Origin of the sequence: Altererythrobacter xiamenensis, assembly GCF_900177715.1 — a bacterium.
GTDB lineage: Bacteria > Pseudomonadota > Alphaproteobacteria > Sphingomonadales > Sphingomonadaceae > Erythrobacter > Erythrobacter xiamenensis.
In genome coordinates this window covers 1,000,155-1,017,454 of sequence record NZ_FXWG01000001.1, presented here as the reverse complement: position 1 = coordinate 1,017,454, position 17,300 = coordinate 1,000,155, and the positions used below count along the sequence as shown (strand labels likewise).

Genomic DNA, 17,300 nt, shown 5'->3' with positions numbered 1-17,300 from the left:
CGGGCTGAAAAGCCATGAGTATTCTGGAAGACATTCGCTTTTGTCATTACGAGGTGAAACCCGGCATCACCTTGCGTTGCGCCGAAATGGGTACGGGACCGGTGGTCCTCTTGATCCACGGCTTTCCCGAAAGCTGGTACAGCTGGCGCCACCAGATTCCCGCTCTCGCAAATGCTGGCTGGCGAGTGGTCGCTCCCGATGTCAGGGGCTATGGGGGATCTTCCGCTCCCGCTGAAATCGAAGCCTATTGCCTGGAAGAACTCGCGGGCGATTTCGCCAATCTGGCCGAAATGCTCTCGCCGGACGAACCGGTCGTCATTGTCGGGCACGACTGGGGCGCACCCATCGCCTGGACTTCAGCCCTGGTGCATCCGGACAGATTTCGCGCGGTCGCAGGCCTTTCCGTTCCGCACTCCGCACCCGGGTCCGAACCGACCGATATGATCCATGACAAGGTGTTCACTCAGCGCGGCAGATACTTCTACATCAATGATTTTCAGCGCATAGGAGAGGCGGAAGCCGAGCTTGAAGCCGATCGGGCCGCAACGATCCGCCGGTTCTACTACGCCTTGTCCGGAGACGCGCCGGAAGGGACCTGGCCGACCGACAAGAAGCCTGGGGATGGCCTGCTGAAAGGCTTGCCAGAGCCGCCAATGCCGCTGCCATGGCTCACTTACGAAGATGTGGAGTATCTTGCGGGCGAGTTCGCCAAATCGGGCTTTCGCGGTCCCCTGAACCGCTATCGCAACCGGCGGCGGGACTATGACATGCTGACGCAGCGCGGATCCCATGTCATCGCCCAGCCAAGCATGTTTATCAGCGGAACACGCGATCTGGCGACGCGTCTCGCGGGCAAGGAACCTCTGTCTGCGATGACGAAGCTATTGCCGGATAATCGCGGCCTGCACATTCTTGATGGGTGCGGTCACTGGACACAGCAGGAGCGGCCCAAAGACTGCAATCGGCTTCTCATCGATTTCCTTACCACGCTTGCTTGAGGTGTCGGGTTAGCGATCAATCCCTTCGTGGCCTTGTGTCTATACGGCTGAGAAGATTGCATTAGTTGCTGTCCTGCACAGTAGGTATGGTAAGTCCGTCGTTCATTGCTCTGCTTTCCGCAACGGTCCTTGGCTTGGCGCTCTCAAACCAAATGCACCTGATCGACGGATGAGGAGGTCAGGGTAAGGCGCCCCCTTACTCTGACCTAGAAAGCCACACTCCGTCCCGCAATTTCAATTCATCACCAGAGCTTATTCGACTCGTGGTTACGATATACGTCCGCTTTCTGGACCTAAAATCTCGGATCGCAATGTCTCAGGTGAGGGCGCAAAGCGGTCATTAGCATTCATCCAAAAAACCATTCGACTTCCCCTCTGAACCGAGCATTGGTGCTGTCATTGAAGCGAGGCCAAAGAGGCTGCTGCCCCGACGCTGATCGCGAAACGGGGCTTTGGGTGGTGGGAGCCGCGCAGGGCGGCTCCGATCCAGGAGAACCACGCATGCCAAGGCCTCAATCAGACAAGTTTGGACAAACCAAGATTTCGCAAGTCGCCAAGCTGATGCAGCGCAAGAGCGGCGCAACCCTCGAGCAGATGATGCAGGCAACTGGCTGGCAGAAGCATTCGGTCAGGGCCGCACTGACCGGCCTGAAGAAGAGGGGGCACGTAGTTGAGCGGAGCGTTGCCGATGGCGTCAGCATCTATCGGCTTGTCAATGAGACCAACACATGACGCGGCTCGAAGTGAGGCTCGACGCGATTAGAGAGATGCCGTTGGCTGAGCTGCGATCGGAGTGGCAGGCCCAGGTCAAATCTTCAGCGCCTAACATCTCAGTGAAGCTTCTTCGGCTCGGCCTGGCTTGGAAGATACAGGAGAAGGCGCTCGGTGGCTTGAGCAGGGATGCAAAGCGCGAGCTGAGTGAGGATCCCCGATTGGCTGTTACTACGGGCTCCTCGCGCCAGCTCACTTCTGGCACGCGTCTGGTACGCGACTGGCACGGTCAGGGACACAGCGTCACCGTTCTCGAGGAAGGCTTTGTATATGATGGCCAGCACTGGTCATCGCTCACCGCGATCGCTCGGCACATCACCGGTGCGAAATGGTCTGGGCCACGCTTCTTCGGGCTGACTGGCGCGTCGTGATGAAGACGGTCCGGTGTGCAATCTATACTCGTAAATCGACCGAGGATGGCCTGGAGCAGGAGTTTAACAGCCTCGATGCGCAGCGTGAGGCCTGTGAAGCGTTCATTTGTAGCCAGAAGCACGAGGGATGGGAGCTGATCGAGAGAAGCTATGACGATGGCGGCTTCTCGGGCGGCAACATGGACAGGCCCGGGCTCAAGGAGCTGCTCGCCGAGGTCGATGCCGGACAGGTCGACGTTATCGTTGTCTACAAGGTTGATCGCCTGACTCGCAGCCTCGCGGACTTTGCCAAGATCGTCGAACGGCTCGATGCGAAGGAAGCGAGCTTCGTCTCGGTCACACAAGCCTTTAACACGACGACCAGCATGGGCCGCCTGACGCTCAATGTCCTGCTTTCCTTCGCCCAGTTCGACCGCGAAGTGACCAGCGAGCGGATCAGGGACAAGATAGCTGCGTCGAAGAAAAAGGGCTTGTGGATGGGAGGGCCGGTCCCGCTTGGCTACCAGGCGATCGAGCGCAAGCTTGTGCCAGTGGAAGAAGAGGCGCAGCGCGTGCGACATATCATGCAGCGCTATCTCGCACTGCCCTCTGCTCCCGCGCTGCTGGATGAGCTTGCGGCTGAAGGCATTGTCACAAAGGTCCAGAAGCGGGTCAGCGGGCCGCACCGCGGTGGCATTCCCTTTCAGCGGGGCAGCCTGTTCCACCTTCTCAAGAACCCCGTGTACCGAGGCAAGATCGTTCACAAGGGCAAGGCGTATGAAGGTGAGCACCGAGCGATTGTCGATGAAGCGCTGTGGGATGCTGTCCAGGCCAAGCTGAGAGCCAATGCACCTCCCAGACGGGCCGGCGTAAACAAACAAAACGATGCGTTGCTGGTTGGCCGGCTGACCGATCCTCAGGGCAGGCCGATGGTGCCGACCTTCGCTTGCAAGGGGACGAGGCGCTACCGCTACTACGAGACACGCCGCGATCTCGCCGCGCCGGATCAGCCCAAGGCAACGCGCTATCCCATGCGCCAGCTTGATCGTCATGTGGTCGATGCGCTCAAAACGTTGCTTTCAGACGAGCATGCCATCAGGCGCCTGTTCAGGATCGACGATGCAGCGACGCTCGAGAGGGCGCTCAAGGATGCGGGGGCTCTGGCGAACAACCTTCAGAATGAGGCGGTCTGGCGCGAGCCAATCGGCAAGATACTGGCGAGCATCCAAGTCGAAGAACGGCGACTTGTCCTGTCGATCCGGCCGGAAGGACTGGGCCTGGATGGAGCGGGCGGGGCCACCGAGTACGCCGTCGCGCGCCTGCGAAAGAAACCATTCCGCGAGCCGAAGCTTCGGCTCGATGCACCAGCTGACCATCCTGGCAAGCCGGATGCCTCACTCGTGAAGCTTCTGCGTCAGGCGCGAGATGTCCAATCTCTAGTTCTGGGCCAGCCAGATAAGTCACTGCTGCAGCTTGCTCAGCAGGAAGGACGTTGCCGCAAACAGTTGACCAAACTGCTACGGATATCGTGGCTGAGCCCCGAGATTGTGGAAGCGATTTGTGATGGGCGGCAGCCCAAGAGACTGACGCGCAACCGCCTCATGAACGCCGATTTGCCTCTCGACTGGCAAGAGCAGGCGTTCTTTCTGGGATTCTCCGCAAGTTCCTAAGCGCAGTATTACGGTACAATGGCCCGCCCGGTGAGGCGGGCTTTTTGCGAGTGGAGACTTCAGGCCAAAAGCGCCCTGGTTTGGCGCTACCTGGTGGGGTCTCCCGACCTCATGCCAACATGACCAGCGCCGAAATCCCGCAGAACTGCGGGCTTTCGGCTCGAATTATTGGAGAAATCTCCGATTGGAGTTCGCTACCCGGATGAATGGTGCGTGACGCAGTCACGACCGAACCAGTCTCAAGCCAATTTTCCCTGCTTTCAGGGAAATTTTCAGGGATTATCTCGAAACTTGCCGGCATCTCGCCGCTGAGAACCGCGGAATACTGCGGAGCATTCGCGCTCGGCCATCCTTCGAGCAGGGAATTTTGTCGCGCCTAAAAGGGAATTTTCATCCCGAGAACAGCGAAAGTTAGAGTGGCGAATTTGCCGCGAAAAGCAGCGTTGCTTCTCTGAAACCTAGGTCTCGAAGCCGCGCAAATTGAGCGAAATGTATCAATCTATTGACACAAGCACAAGATTCTAAACGTTTTTTCTGTGGATTGTTACCTCCGACCTCATTGATCAACCGGCGCTTTCCGCGGCAGCAAGCCTTGGCTTGGGTTGCGCTGCGACCGCCTGGCCTCCGGTTCACCTGCCCGAGTGAAGAACGAAGAACCAGGAGGTTTAACCATGGGAAACTTATCAGCACTGAAAATCACGTTGATGCCGCTCGGGGAGCTTACGCCCGATCCACGCAACGCCCGTACGCATACTGACAAGCAGATCGAACTGATCGCGAAGTCGCTCGATGAGTTCGGCTTCATCAATCCGATCATCATCGATGAAGCCGGCAACATCCTTGTCGGACATGCACGACATGCCGCAGCGAAGCGTCGCGGGATGAAGGAAGTTCCTACCATCCAGGTGTCGCACATGAGCGGAGCTCAAAAGCGTGCCTACATCATTGCAGACAACAGGCTCGCTGAGCTGGCCGGATGGGATTTCGACATCCTCGGCGAGGAACTCGGTCTTCTTCTCGATGAGGACATCAATCTCGATCTCGAGGCGATTGGGTTCGATGCATCGGAGATCGACCACATCGTTCTTCGAAGTCAGGAGGAGACAGAGGAAAGTCAGCCAGAGGAACCGCCGGTTGAGCTTCCAGGTAATGAGCCAGCGGTTTCAGAAGTTGGCGACCTCTGGCAGATTGGCCCGCATCGCCTGCTATGTGCAAATGCTCTCGAGCCTGAAAGCTACACGCGCCTCCTGGCAAGCGAGACAGCGCAGATGGTCTTCACCGACCCGCCCTATAACGTGCCTATCGCCGGCCATGTTTCGGGCCTCGGCAAGGCGAAGCACCGCGAGTTCGCCATGGCCTCTGGCGAAATGTCCCGGACAGAGTTCACTGCTTTCCTGCGGACAGTCATGACACTCATGGCCCGGTCCAGTGCGAATGGCTCGATACACTTCATCTGTATGGACTGGCGCCACGCGGGCGAGATGGAAGAGGCTGGCTGCGCGGTCTATTCCGAGCTCAAGAACATCTGCGTGTGGGCCAAGGCCAATGCAGGCTTGGGGACATTCTATCGCTCGCAGCACGAGTTCGTGTTTGTCTGGAAGGTCGGGACGGCCAAACACATCAACAACTTCGGCCTGGGCGAGAAAGGAAGATACCGGACCAACCTATGGACCTATGCCGGGGCGAACACGTTCCGCAAAGGACGCGATGAAGACCTGGCCGATCATCCCACGGTCAAGCCCGTCAAGATGGTCGAGGACGCGATCCTCGATTGCTCGAAGCCAAAGGGCATCATTCTCGATCCTTTCGCCGGCGTAGGAACGACACTGGTCGCAGCCCACCGGGCAAAGCGGCGAGGCTACGGCATCGAGCTCGACCCGGGCTACGTGGACTGTGCTCTCAGGCGCCTGGGGAAGGAAATGAATGCCGAGCCGCGCCTGTCTGCGACGGGCGAGAGCTTTGAGGAGGTCGCTGCCCGTCGTCTTCAAGGCAAGGAGGCAGCGTAATGGCCGAGGAGAAGGATTACGAGGTAGGTTTCAAGAAGCCCCCCAAGCATACGCAGTTCAAGAAGGGACAATCGGGTAACCCAAGCGGCAGGCCAAAGAAGGTGCGCAACGAAGAGGAGATCATGCTCCGAGAGCTCAACGCCCTCGTGCCTATCACCGAGGGCGGGAAGAAGAAGAGCATGACCAAGATGGAGATCGTGCTCAAGAGGCAGGTCAACCTCGCGATGCAGGGCGATCCCAAGGCCGTTCGATTTGTCAGCGAACTCTACCGCGCAGCCAAAAAGAACCGTGAAGCGGCGGAGGGGGAGGAGGTGATGACCGTGACCCTCGTTTTCGAGGAAGAGGAAGAGCGTGCGAAGGAGATCGCTGAAAGCAACCGGCGGTGGCGTGAACGATTGGAAGGCCCCGAGGAGGAATTCTGAAGGGCTGGCGGTCTTCTTTCGAGTGGCTTTCGGCTCGAAAGGAAGCAATGGTAAAGCCATGAGAACAAGTCAGTCCCACCCGCTCGAGATTGCAGAAGCGAAAGTCGGTCCGGGCCTCGGAAGTGTGGGGATCACCTTTTGCCCCGGCAAGAAGCAGTCCGGTGCCCTGACCGGTGCCTGGGACCGCGACCTCGGACTGGACCTCGACGCGATCCAGGCTTTCGGTGCTGCTGCGCTCGTCACCCTGATCGAGGATCACGAGATCAGCGATCTCGGAGTGCATGGCATTGGCGAGCAGGCAGTGCTGCGACACATGGACTGGCTGCATTTACCCATTGCAGACGTCTCGGTCCCCGGCCCTGACTTCGAGCAGGCCTGGCAGGTCCATGGCCCGGGCTTGAGGGCGCGGATCAGGGACGGCTTTAACGTGGTGGTCCATTGCAAGGGCGGTCTCGGTCGTGCCGGTACGATCGCAGCAAGACTACTCGTCGAATTGGGAACCGACCCTGCAGATGCAATCAATGAGGTCCGCGCGGTCAGAGAAGGCGCGATCGAGACACCCGCGCAGGAGCGCTATGTGCTCGGCCATACCCCGGTCGAAGAGTCAGCGCCTTCCGCCAGCCACGAGGCCATCAAAGACCGGGCGATCGGCGCACTCCTCGGTCTAGCGGTGGGCGATGCAGTAGGCACAACGCTCGAGTTCAAATCGCGCGATAGCTATCCTTTGCTTATCGACATGGTGGGAGGCGGTCCTTTCGGGCTCCAAGCAGGCCAATGGACCGATGACACCTCGATGGCGCTGGCGCTGGCGGACAGCCTGCTCGCTACCGACGAGTTCGATCCGGCAGATCTGATGGAGCGCTTTGTCGCCTGGCGTGATCAGGGCAAATACTCGTGCACCGGTTCCTGCTTCGACATCGGCGGGACGGTAGCCTCTGCCCTATCGCGCTGGAAACGGAGCGGAGATCCGATCGCCGGTTCAACCGATCCCCAGTCCGCCGGCAACGGCTCACTCATGCGCCTTTCTCCTGTCGCCATCCGCCACTGGCAGGACCGGGAAACGATGCGCAAGGTTGCAGCGATCCAGAGCCAGACAACCCATGGCGCGCCTGAAGCGGTGAGTGCGTGCGTTGCCTACGCAGACCTTATTGCCGATGCGATTGCAGGCCAGCCAAGGCACGAGGTGCTTGCACCTCGAAGGTCCAACCATGCCGGCAAGATCGAGACCATCATGCGCGGGTCCTGGCGCGGTGCTTCGCGTGAAGACATCGGGTCGAGTGGTTACGTTGCGCACTCATTGAAGGCCGCCCTTTGGTCGATCGGGCGAACAAGCGATTTCCGCTCCGCCATTCTGACCGCAGCCAATCTTGGCGGTGACGCCGACACCACTGCCGCCATTGCCGGGCAGCTTGCCGGCACGCTCTACGGTGCCAGCGGCATTCCAGCCGAATGGCTCGAGAAGGTGGCCTGGCGGGAGGAAATAGAGAGCAAGGCCTTGGGACTCCTGCGAGGATGACGCATCTTGCCTGACTATCGCTCACCCGCAATCCCAATAGCTAGCCGTCTGCTTGCAGCGGTTCAGACCAAATCCCATCGGATCGCGGATGTCCTTAGATGCACTCTCGAACGTCTGCCTTGCGCCCACATCAAAGACATTGCGATCCGAGATTCTAGGTCCTGAAAGCGGACGTTGTCCAAGGCCATTCTGGCCAAGGAGAATGGCTTACTCAGCCGGGTGCGCGCGGGCCCATTTCAAGCGACCCTTATGCGTTCGCCGCCATGGCCAATTCCCAGAACGTCGAACACTTGGTCGCCCGCCACCGGTTTGCTGAACAGGAAACCCTGGATGTAATTGCAGCCTTCGCGGCGCAACACGTCGAGTTGCTCGTGTACCTCGACACCTTCTGCCAGCGTGTCCATGCCCAAGGCATCGGCCAGCGTCGTTATGGCGCGGATAACCGCGTGCGCGTTGCCGCCGTTGGCGAGATCTTCGACAAAGCTGCGGTCGATCTTGACCTTGTCGAACGGGAAAGAGCGCAAATAGCTCAGCGAGGAATAGCCCGTTCCGAAGTCGTCCAGCGCGATCCTGACGCCAAGATTGCGCAGGCTGTAAAGCGTTGAAAGCGTTCGTTCGACATCGGCGATGAAGATGCTTTCGGTAATCTCCAGTTCGAGGCGCTTGGGCTCTAATCCGCTGCCCGACAGTGCCTGGAGAATGGTGTTGGCAAGCCCGGGAGAGCCGAACTGCTTGGGCGAGATGTTGACGGCGACCGAGATATCTTCGGGCCATAAAGCTGCCTGTCGGCAGGCCTCGCGAACCACCCAATCGCCGATCGGAACGATCAGACCGGTTTCTTCCGCCAGAGGGATGAACTCGGCCGGACTGACGCGTCCGCGCTCCGGATGGTTCCAGCGGATCAGCGCTTCGAAGCCGGTCATCTTTTCTTCGGCAAGGCTGTAGAGCGGCTGGAAATTGAGCTCGAAATGACCATCGCGCAAGGCGGTACGCAGGTCGAGCTCGGTTTGGCGGCGCAGGCGTGCCTGCGCATCGAGCTCGGGTTCGAAGAACTGGTAGGTCGATTTGCCCTCGCTCTTAGCGCGATACAAGGCGAGGTCGGCATTCTTCATCAATGTCACACCTTCCGAGCCGTCTCCCGGGGCGATCGCTATGCCGAGACTCGCGCTGCATTCCGCCTGCTGCCCGTCGATCATCACGGTCCGTTCAAAACAAGCCTGCACCCGCTCGGCAACGGCGGCGGGACTTTCCTTTGCATTGTCGAGGGTGATCTTGATGGCAAACTCGTCGCCTCCGAGCCGGGCAACGAGCGCATCCGGCAACTGATTGCGCAGATTGTTTGCTACTTCGCGCAGCAGCGCGTCACCGCTGGGGTGGCCGAGCGTGTCGTTGACGACCTTGAAGTCATCGAGATCGGCATAGATCACCATCATCTGCTCGCCCTCCGCGAGCCGGCTTGCCTTAAGATTGAGCTGTTCGATAAAAAGCTTGCGATTGGGCAGTCCGGTGAGGCCATCGTGCAGCCCGACATGGATGATCTCGCGCTCGCGTTCCTCGATCGCATTGGCCATGGCGTTGAAGCTGGAAGCAAGCCGCCCGATCTCGTCATGCGTATCCACTTTCAGCGTGACTTCCTTGCCTTCGCCCAGCAGGCGAGTCGCCTCGTCGAGTTTCTGAAGTGGGCCAGTGACGGTTCTGGCGACACGCCAACTGAGGCCTATTACTGCGGCGATGCCGCAGAATGCGAGCACGGCAAGCAGGTAGTTGAGGCTGGAGTATTGCGCGAGCGTGGCAGTCAGCGAGTGTCGCAGGATCAGGCGCGGCTCGAGCCCGTCTTCAAGGGTGGGCAGCTCCGAGACCTGATAAAGAAAGCGCTCGGTGGTCTCGTGCTCGAACACCTTCCCCTCAGCGGTTGTCGTCAACCCCTGCGGCAGGTTACCCTTCAGTGCGACTTCGGCATCTATGTCGATCGCCGCCAGATGTGTAAGTCTCTCCATCTCCGTTGCATCGAGCGGTTGAGCAAGGACCAACCAGCCGATCAGATCCGGGGCCTCGATAGGGGCAGCCGCTGCCAAGGCCAGTTCATCTCCCAGCCGGATAATCCCGTGCTGTGTACCTTCGTCGAGAGCGTACCAGAGCGCCTCGGGAGATTTGACCGCAGCACCGCCCTCGGCGAGTAGCGATCCGTCAAGTTCGAGGACAAAGGCCGCATCGGTGCGCGAGCGCATCTGCAGGCTCTCGAGCGCACTGTCGATCGTCGGCGCATCGCGGGTCGCAGCTGCCTCTCGAAATCCGAAGTCTCGCGCCAGCACATCGGCAGCTCCGCGCATCTGGCGCGCCCGCAGTTCGATGATCTCGTCGAAAACGCGCGCGTTCGATGCCATGTCGCGCGCCGCGCTGTTCTCGCCGAAACGCGACAATCCATTTCCAGCGATGATCACCACAACCGCGAGGACAAGCGCGAAGAGCCCGGCGTAGAGCACCGCGATACGCAGCTTCAGTGAGCCAAACCGCAGCGCGTCGAAAGAGAGCGGGCCTTCGGTCACCGGAGGCGAACCTTGACCTTGCGCGATTGCGCGCCGGCCCGCAGCGTCAGCTTTTGCTTCATCTCGTTGGCAGGTGCGCGAAGGCGCGGGTGCCAGATGGTGAGTTTGCCCGCGCCGCTGGGTATTGAGCCAAGGTCGACATAGCCATTGTGATCGGTTTTCGCCGCAAAGGGCGTGTCGGTCACACGGATATAGCCGCGCATCTGATCATGGATATTGCAGCCCAGCTTGACGCTCCCGGTAATCGGGAAACCCTGGCTGCGGGACTGGTCGCGTCCATACAGATCGATCTCGAACCGGGCCGGCTTTGAGAAACTGTAGATCGAGTGACGGACCCGGTCGAGGTTCGGGAAGGCGACGGTGCTACCCTTGGCGACGATCAGCGTTCCTGGAATGAAGTGCTCGTTCTTCTGCGCCATCGCCATGCGCCAGGGAAAACGGATCGGACCGGAACCATTCGACGAGGCGTGAAACTCGACCACGGCGTCGCGCACCGGGAGTCCATTCTCATCGGTCACCTGAACGCGCAAGCTCGACGCCGGACCCGCATGAGCGGCGGCCGCGAGAAGAATTCCTGTCGGGATCAAAACCAGTAGCAGCCAGCGCAAAGTCATGAAGGCTGACTAGGCGGCAAGGCTTAAGATTTCCTCGGTTCAATCTTAATGGGGATTTTACCATGTCCACCTAAAGCGCCTTTCATGCATAAGTCACTAATATGCGCGGCCTTCTCCTTGGGGCTGCATGCCAATTATGAAGCGAAGGCCGAAGCTTTCGAGGTCTTCGAGGGCGACAAGCTCGTGCTGACAAACGGCGTCTCGACCATAGAAGGCACTAGCGGCGGCGGGATCGCGACCTGGGCGACTATCGCCGGCATGGAAACCGATCGCGGGATCGGCGTATCCGGCCATGCAACCATAGTCGAACTGCCCGATTACGGCTGGCAGAGCCACGGCGTGTCGATCGGCATCGCGAACCGCGTCGAGTTTTCCTATGCCCGCCAGAACTTGGACACCCGCGATGTTGGCGCGGCGCTGGGTCTCGGTCAGGGTTATACCCTCAACCAGGACATTTACGGCGCCAAGCTGCGGCTGTTCGGCGACCTCGTCTATGGTGCCGCCATGGTGCCGCAGGTGAGTGTCGGGGTGGAGCACAAGCGCAATCTCGATGGTCCGGTGGCGTTAGCCGTCGGCGCTGCGGACGACCGGAGCACCGACATCACGTTGAGCGCGACCAAGCTGTTCCTGGAACACAGTGTTCTGGTCAGCGCGACCGCGCGCTATACCGAGGCGAACCAGAACGGACTGCTGGGTTTCGGCAGTGCCGCCGGAGCAGGCTATTCGCTCCAGTTCGAAGGTTCGCTGGCTTATCAGCTCTCACGACGCGCAGTGCTGGGGGCCGAGTTTCGCAGCAAGCCTGACAACCTCGGGCTGGGCGAGGATGACTGGTTCGACCTGTTCGCCGCCTATGCGGTGACCGACAATGTCACCGTGACGGCAGCCTATGCCGATCTCGGTTCGATCGCTACATTCGAAGACCAGCGCGGCGCGTTCCTGTCTGCGCAGCTGGCATTCTGAGAGGTTACTTCATGTTTGCCAGCGCACTAGTCATCGCACTCCTGCAGCAAACTCCGGCCGAAGGGGTCGATTGGGACAAGGAGTACGGCGTCGAGGAACGGGTCCGCGATCCCGAGACCGGCGAATATCCGGTCGATCCCTATGTGGAAGACAATGCCAATGCCGGCGCAGAACCTTTCTCTGGCGATCGCCTTGCCGCTGCCTTCGGCGGCCGCGAGGGTATCGCGCGGATGGCAGAGCGGACCGTAGAAATCAGCGAATCCGATCCGCGCATTTCCGGGATCTTCGTCGCGCATGACACGGTTCGCCTCAAGCGGACGCTCTCAGAGCAGTTCTGCTACCTGCTCAATGCGGGGTGCGACTACAGCGGTCGAGACATGAAGTCAGCGCATGACGGCATGGGCCTGACAACGGCTGACCTCAACGCGTTGGTCGAAAACCTGCAGCAAGCCATGCGTGAGGCCGATGTGCCCTTCCGCGCACAGAACAAGCTACTATCCAAACTCGCCCCCATGTCACGAGATGTCGTCGAGCGCTGAAGAGCGCAAGACTTCGCTCAGTGTGGTTTTGAGTTCTTAAATCCATAAGCGGATAGTCCGCAAACGGCCCAATAGCGGACCTTCCGTCGCTATTTTCGCCGGATTCCGCTTTCGGGAACAGCTCGCCAAAGTAGGAGCGTCACCAACGGGTGGAAAGCGGACAAGCGAGCATTCGTCCCATCTTGCTCCATTAAATGTCTGATAAGTGTGTCCTCTTGCGTTCGACGCCGACCCCACATTCATGGGGCCGACGCCAGTTCTCAATTCAAACTGCATGAGCGAGGTGCAACTCCTGCGATACGCAACCAACATGCCGGAAGTCGGTGCCGCAACAACCGCCTACAACTCTGAGATTGGGCAGTAGCTGGGCGAGATCGAGGTGAAGATGGCCGAATTCCACTGGGTCACCCTGGTCGAGTTCCTCGGACTCGTCGAGTTCTTCGTGGCTGAGGCGGGAGGCATTGGCTCTTAGTCCACCGATCCGGCTTATCCAAGCCTCGCCTTTTGCGATGGCATCACGGAAATGGTCCGGGTGCGCGCAATTGATCATGTAATAGGCCGGCGCACCATCCGTGGCTGAATCTACCGCTTCGATCGCTTCACCCAGCAGATCGCCTGTTGGAAGGCGTCCATCCGTTTCAGCGGTAAACGAGATCACGACAGGCAGGCCGACTTTGGTTGCACCGCGAGCGATGCCCACTGCTTCACCGATGTTGGTTATGGTGATCGCCGAAATCATGTCGGTACCCGCATTTGCAAAGGTCTCGATCTGCGGCCAGTGCAAAGCTTCGGCGGCCTCGGCCTTCAGCAATTCTCCCGGCCGATAGCCATCGTCGGCGGGTCCAATCACTCCATTAATAAGGATTGGCTCCACCCGGCTACTCCAACGCGAGCGAATCTGCTTTGCAAACTCCACTGACTTGGCAGACATAGCGAGCAGTTCCTGCGCGCTGACGCCCAGTTTCTCCGCCCAGATGGTGCAGCCGCGCCAAGTGTTCGTGTCGAGAACGAAACCAGTATCGGCCTGTTCTGCGATGGCGAGGAAATGGTCGAAGTAAGTGTTGAGAGCCTGCCTGGCTGCGGGATCATCGACCAGTGTCACTGCTGCAAACTCCGGTGCGTCGAAACCTTGCTGGAAGAATAGCCAGGTTTCAAGACCGCCATCAGTAAGGAACGCTCTCCTCGTTGCCATCAATTTATTAAAGGCTGACATTTTCATATTCCTCATTAGGGATTGGGATGAGGAAGTGATGGTGGAATAAAAGCTTTTGCTCTAGCCGACCTGTGGTACAAATTATCTTTTGGTAAAATCGTACTAATAATCAGAGTCTTGGCGATGCGTCTGACAGCCCTCGCAGTATAGCTTTGGCAAAAACCATACTGCGAGTACAGTACCTTCGGTGCGGTTTTTGCAGGAGGCAATAGTGGCCCGCGGCTTCGAGACTCGCCAAAAGATCATGGACGTGGCTCAGGAGGCGATCCTCAACAAGGGGTTCGACGCCACTTCGATAGACGAGATTGTGGCCAACGCCGAGATAACCAAGAGCGGCTTCTTCTACCATTTCAAAGACAAAAATGCGCTGGCCCATGCGTTGATCGAGCGTCACATCGTAGTCGAAGACGACCTCTTCGATGAGCTTATGGATCGAGCCAGGGAGCTCACCGACGATCCTCTGCAGATATTGCTGATTGGCCTGAAGCTACTTGCAGAGTTGATCGAAGACATGCCCGGCGGACACCCGGGATGCATCGTTGCAACTGCGGCCTATCAAGACCGGTTGTTCGACCAGAACGTCCGAGAAGCCAATAAGCGCGCAGTCATGGGATGGAGAAACCGCTTCAAACAAATGTTCGATGAAATTGAGGACGTTTACCCGCCCAATGATGCGGTCGATCGCGATGCGCTAGCGGATATGGTCAGCGCCGTGCTGGAAGGAGGCATCGTCATGGCACGGGCACTGAGTGAACCGTCGCTCACGTCGCAGCAGGTCCATCTGCTGAGGTCGTACATCAAGCTGCTGTACCGGCCGAATTCGCAATGAGTTCTACCCGTTGTCCTTGCACCTGAAAATGTTTGCAAAGTCGGGCGTTGCCTGGCCGGCAGCTCTCGCCTCTAATTTTGCTAAAGCTCCCAGACCGGTTTGAGGACCACCGCGCGGCAGAAATCGGTGCTCCCAATGGGGTGGGAAAGCGGATTAGAGATTTATTGATGCCTGGCTTCCTACGTCATCCACGACTGTGGTATCAAAAGCCATCGGTTCTCGGAGCTTTTTTCATGCAGCCGCAACATCTTCAACGGCTAATCTCGCTTCCATATTTCATTCTTGGGGGTTGGTGTCTCGTTGCACCTGGAATGGTTGAGAGATTGACGATCACACCGGCATATCAGCATCTTAGTGAAACTAGCGCACTGCTAATTGGATGCTTTGGCGCTCAAGCTGTCTTGGGTGGTCTGTTCATTTGGTTCAGCCAATGGCAGCGCCGGACCTTCTTAGTCTACGCGATAGCGCTCTTGCCCTTCTTCTGGTTCAATTATTGGTTCGTCTTCGAAGTGCCTATCTTCAATCGATGGCTGGCGCTAGATTTTGGCGCAAATGCTGCAATGCTGGCGCTCAGTCTATGGGGCTGGAGGCTGTCGGCTGACGCCACTCAATAAGGTCGGCAATCGGGCAATCGAGAACCGCCACCGAATGTCCGGAATTGGGTGGAAAGCAGTCATTAAACGCGCGATTGCAACAAAGTTCGCTCCACTCCCACCTTTTCGATATTTGTACGGATCGAGCAAACGCATTGGAATTTGGTAGAACGTTCCTTCCAACGCGTTCCGGCCTTTCCGACGACTTATTTCGAAGATTCCGCCTCTGCTTCCAATTTTGTCGAGCTAACAGCAAGCTTGCTCAAGATTTTATGAAAAACCTATGGTTGCCCTGAAACGTTCCTGACGAGCTCTTTGCTGCGAGGCGCTTCACCCTTTAACCGAGTAGTGATTGACCGCTTCGTGAACCTAAATAGGTGCAAGCTCCGCTCCGAAGAATGATTGGGTGCGAATACTTTTGTTACGTGCTCTCGTTTTAGCGGGCTTGAAGATCCAGCGATACGCAGCAAAGCCACGTAGCGCCTCAACTTGATCGAAGTCACTTCGCACGTCGCGAAAACTCGACCGAATTCGCTCAACGTATTTGGCAACTGTCCGATCGATGATGTCGTTGCCCAAAATTTCGACGAGGATTGACCGTGTCAGCGCGCGCCCCTGCGCTTTGACTAATGCATCAACTATGAGGTGTTGGGTTCGGGGCAGCTCGATTGGGCGCCCTTCAAATATGATGAAGCCGGACTGGTCAACTTCAACGTTGCCAAAGGCAAAGTGATTGAATTGCGTAAGTCTACAACCACAGTTTGGGCAAATATGAATGCTCATACGGCCTCCGTAGCAACCGAGGAAAAGGTACTGTTATTTGTAGAGTAGCTTCGATGATGACGATGTATCATCCCAATCGTTCAGAAGCTCCCACCAGTTATTCAACTCCCTGCCCCCGTATTTTACATTATTGTTCTTTCCCGGAATGTTTTGCCCCCACCAGATGTAAAAATTGGATTCTACTTTTTGCGGCGGGTTCCCGCCGGGCCAGTTATAACCTAAAGAATCCATATAATTCGCGCTAACAAGTGTCGTCGCGCCAGTTCCATCCGGATGCCAGTCTTCGCAGTTTGACTGAACTTGAGAGCCATTCAGATAACCGTAGTTCTCATTGGTGTACGGCGGAGAATGGGTCCAGCCGCAAGAACCAGGGGTCATGGACCCACTTGGGAAGGAAGGCCAGCCTACGAAGCTTCCCCAGAATAAGTCATGCAAGCCATTGGCCCGCAAATCGAGATAATCCAGCATGGCTTCGATTTGATGTCCGTGGTTGTGAACCGCTTCTGCCTGGGTCCTGTGATAGTTATTTCCGTAGACAATATATGTGTTCGCATAGATGGGGAGATCATCCTGAGCCCTATCGCTATTCGAGATGTCACCGGTTGTGGGGCTGGCCATATTTGACTCCCACAATTTGACATCATCTCCCGCAAAGTAGGTCATGAGCCAAAACTCTTTTACGCCTTCGTTTTCTACAAGGCGTTGCGCGCTGATACCTCCCAAAGCCGCTTTATAGTCAAATATTTTTTGACTGGGATCTCGAGGATAGTCCTTTTGCGGATATGGCTTATAGTAGATAATATGATCCACCACCTCGTAGCCTAAGTACGGTTGTGTGTTATCCTTGTGCCCACGGAAGCGGGACATCTCTGTAAGCATGAATGCAGATCGTACTGAGAGGGTCGTTGAATAATCTATGATACTTTGCACTTTTTTATCAGACCAATCCGCTGGTATAACATTGTAGTCGGCCACCGATGTATCGAGATTCACCCCGTCTTCGGTTGGAATATAGGTCACAACTACGACGGGGACCCTACGGTCACTTTGACCAGCTCTTTTCGCTGTTTCTGGGATTGGTGCATGGCGCGGCAGGACAAGGATATCCAAAGTTGCACTCGCTGTCCCGTTGGCGCCAAAATCCCCCGTTAACGTCAGCTTATGTGCGCCATCATTTAAGCGAAAGTTGATTGCCGTATCTGGCGTAAGATTGTCCGCGATTTGGCCCTGGAGGTCAGAAGATAACGAAAGCGACGTTGCCGTTATTGGGTCTCCGCCGGCCGTTGCCGGTCCGATCTTTAGCTTTATTTCGGTATCGTCGACGTAGAACGAAGGACCCACGTTCGTCAGGGAGATCGTCGCGGGCGCTGGCGTTGGTGTTGCTGTTCCTGTTGGGCCACTACTGCTCGACGAATCTCCGCCGCCACATCCGTAAACCGCGCCGAGGATCGGCAGGCAGACCAATAGCCTCCAATAAGCTTTCGTGCTCC

Annotated in this window: 16 protein-coding genes; 11 read left to right on the top strand and 5 right to left on the bottom strand. The window is 57.7% G+C overall.

Annotated features, from left to right (window positions below):
- Positions 1-14 precede the first annotated feature (14 nt).
- From CCE89_RS05005 to CCE89_RS04975, 7 genes are all read left to right on the top strand, one after another.
- Positions 15-998, top strand: a complete 984-nt coding sequence (locus tag CCE89_RS05005) for an alpha/beta fold hydrolase (RefSeq protein ID WP_086436862.1) — start codon at positions 15-17, stop codon at positions 996-998.
- Positions 999-1,499: 501 nt separating this feature from the next.
- On the top strand, positions 1,500-1,730 hold the full coding sequence (locus tag CCE89_RS05000) for a DUF3489 domain-containing protein (protein ID WP_086437025.1): 231 nt from the start codon (positions 1,500-1,502) through the stop codon (positions 1,728-1,730).
- Positions 1,727-2,140 carry a DUF2924 domain-containing protein gene (locus CCE89_RS04995; protein ID WP_086436861.1) on the top strand — a complete coding sequence of 138 codons (414 nt, stop codon included), beginning with the start codon at positions 1,727-1,729 and terminating at the stop codon, positions 2,138-2,140. The genes CCE89_RS05000 and CCE89_RS04995 overlap by 4 nt, the downstream gene beginning before the upstream one ends.
- Entirely contained in the window at positions 2,098-3,789 is a 1,692-nt protein-coding gene (locus CCE89_RS04990; RefSeq protein ID WP_234989942.1) for a recombinase family protein, read from the top strand. The genes CCE89_RS04995 and CCE89_RS04990 overlap by 43 nt, the downstream gene beginning before the upstream one ends.
- A gap of 671 nt (positions 3,790-4,460) precedes the next feature.
- On the top strand, positions 4,461-5,795 hold the full coding sequence (locus tag CCE89_RS04985; protein WP_086436859.1) for a site-specific DNA-methyltransferase: 1,335 nt from the start codon (positions 4,461-4,463) through the stop codon (positions 5,793-5,795).
- Entirely contained in the window at positions 5,795-6,217 is a 423-nt protein-coding gene (locus CCE89_RS04980; RefSeq protein ID WP_086436858.1) for a DUF5681 domain-containing protein, read from the top strand. The genes CCE89_RS04985 and CCE89_RS04980 overlap by 1 nt, the downstream gene beginning before the upstream one ends.
- Positions 6,218-6,275: 58 nt before the next feature.
- Positions 6,276-7,733: an ADP-ribosylglycohydrolase family protein gene (locus CCE89_RS04975; RefSeq protein WP_086437024.1), complete on the top strand. Its 1,458-nt coding sequence runs from the start codon at positions 6,276-6,278 to the stop codon at positions 7,731-7,733.
- A gap of 236 nt (positions 7,734-7,969) precedes the next feature.
- Here CCE89_RS04975 and CCE89_RS04970 read toward each other — a convergent pair whose 3' ends face one another.
- Positions 7,970-10,279: a putative bifunctional diguanylate cyclase/phosphodiesterase gene (locus tag CCE89_RS04970; RefSeq protein ID WP_086436857.1), complete on the bottom strand. Its 2,310-nt coding sequence runs from the start codon at positions 10,277-10,279 to the stop codon at positions 7,970-7,972.
- Entirely contained in the window at positions 10,276-10,773 is a 498-nt protein-coding gene (locus CCE89_RS04965; protein WP_234989941.1) for a cupredoxin domain-containing protein, read from the bottom strand. The genes CCE89_RS04970 and CCE89_RS04965 overlap by 4 nt, the downstream gene beginning before the upstream one ends.
- Before the next feature lie 204 nt (positions 10,774-10,977).
- Between CCE89_RS04965 and CCE89_RS04960 the strand changes: the two genes are divergently transcribed.
- Both CCE89_RS04960 and CCE89_RS04955 read left to right on the top strand, forming a co-directional pair.
- Positions 10,978-11,853 (top strand): DUF3034 family protein, encoded by an 876-nt coding sequence (locus CCE89_RS04960; protein WP_086436855.1) that lies wholly within the window; start codon positions 10,978-10,980, stop codon positions 11,851-11,853.
- An 11-nt stretch (positions 11,854-11,864) separates the two neighbouring features.
- Positions 11,865-12,392, top strand: coding sequence for a group I truncated hemoglobin (locus tag CCE89_RS04955; protein ID WP_086436854.1), 528 nt, complete (start codon positions 11,865-11,867; stop codon positions 12,390-12,392).
- Positions 12,393-12,657: 265 nt separating this feature from the next.
- Here CCE89_RS04955 and CCE89_RS04950 read toward each other — a convergent pair whose 3' ends face one another.
- Positions 12,658-13,611, bottom strand: a complete 954-nt coding sequence (locus tag CCE89_RS04950; RefSeq protein ID WP_200810282.1) for a homocysteine S-methyltransferase family protein — start codon at positions 13,609-13,611, stop codon at positions 12,658-12,660.
- A gap of 205 nt (positions 13,612-13,816) precedes the next feature.
- Between CCE89_RS04950 and CCE89_RS04945 the strand changes: the two genes are divergently transcribed.
- Positions 13,817-14,434 carry a TetR/AcrR family transcriptional regulator gene (locus tag CCE89_RS04945; RefSeq protein WP_086436853.1) on the top strand — a complete coding sequence of 206 codons (618 nt, stop codon included), beginning with the start codon at positions 13,817-13,819 and terminating at the stop codon, positions 14,432-14,434.
- Positions 14,435-14,757: 323 nt separating this feature from the next.
- On the top strand, positions 14,758-15,048 hold the full coding sequence (locus tag CCE89_RS04940; RefSeq protein WP_143255967.1) for a hypothetical protein: 291 nt from the start codon (positions 14,758-14,760) through the stop codon (positions 15,046-15,048).
- A 348-nt stretch (positions 15,049-15,396) separates the two neighbouring features.
- Here the strand turns inward: CCE89_RS04940 and CCE89_RS04935 are convergent, their stop codons facing one another.
- Entirely contained in the window at positions 15,397-15,810 is a 414-nt protein-coding gene (locus CCE89_RS04935; RefSeq protein ID WP_086436851.1) for a hypothetical protein, read from the bottom strand.
- Between the two features lie 33 nt (positions 15,811-15,843).
- Positions 15,844-17,274, bottom strand: coding sequence for a hypothetical protein (locus tag CCE89_RS15085; RefSeq protein ID WP_143255966.1), 1,431 nt, complete (start codon positions 17,272-17,274; stop codon positions 15,844-15,846).
- Positions 17,275-17,300: the final 26 nt, after the last annotated feature.

What these genes read in the sequence shown, in the direction of transcription:
- CCE89_RS05000 (WP_086437025.1), top strand. Translation starts at nt 1,500, where the DNA reads ATGCCAAGGCCTCAATCAGACAAGTTTGGACAAACCAAGATTTCGCAA.
- CCE89_RS04935 (WP_086436851.1), bottom strand. Translation starts at nt 15,810, where the DNA reads ATGAGCATTCATATTTGCCCAAACTGTGGTTGTAGACTTACGCAATTC.
- CCE89_RS04985 (WP_086436859.1), top strand. Translation starts at nt 4,461, where the DNA reads ATGGGAAACTTATCAGCACTGAAAATCACGTTGATGCCGCTCGGGGAG.
- CCE89_RS04980 (WP_086436858.1), top strand. Translation starts at nt 5,795, where the DNA reads ATGGCCGAGGAGAAGGATTACGAGGTAGGTTTCAAGAAGCCCCCCAAG.
- CCE89_RS04975 (WP_086437024.1), top strand. Translation starts at nt 6,276, where the DNA reads ATGAGAACAAGTCAGTCCCACCCGCTCGAGATTGCAGAAGCGAAAGTC.
- CCE89_RS04960 (WP_086436855.1), top strand. Translation starts at nt 10,978, where the DNA reads ATGCATAAGTCACTAATATGCGCGGCCTTCTCCTTGGGGCTGCATGCC.
- CCE89_RS04955 (WP_086436854.1), top strand. Translation starts at nt 11,865, where the DNA reads ATGTTTGCCAGCGCACTAGTCATCGCACTCCTGCAGCAAACTCCGGCC.
- CCE89_RS05005 (WP_086436862.1), top strand. Translation starts at nt 15, where the DNA reads ATGAGTATTCTGGAAGACATTCGCTTTTGTCATTACGAGGTGAAACCC.
- CCE89_RS04990 (WP_234989942.1), top strand. Translation starts at nt 2,098, where the DNA reads ATGGTCTGGGCCACGCTTCTTCGGGCTGACTGGCGCGTCGTGATGAAG.
- CCE89_RS04950 (WP_200810282.1), bottom strand. Translation starts at nt 13,611, where the DNA reads ATGAAAATGTCAGCCTTTAATAAATTGATGGCAACGAGGAGAGCGTTC.
- CCE89_RS04995 (WP_086436861.1), top strand. Translation starts at nt 1,727, where the DNA reads ATGACGCGGCTCGAAGTGAGGCTCGACGCGATTAGAGAGATGCCGTTG.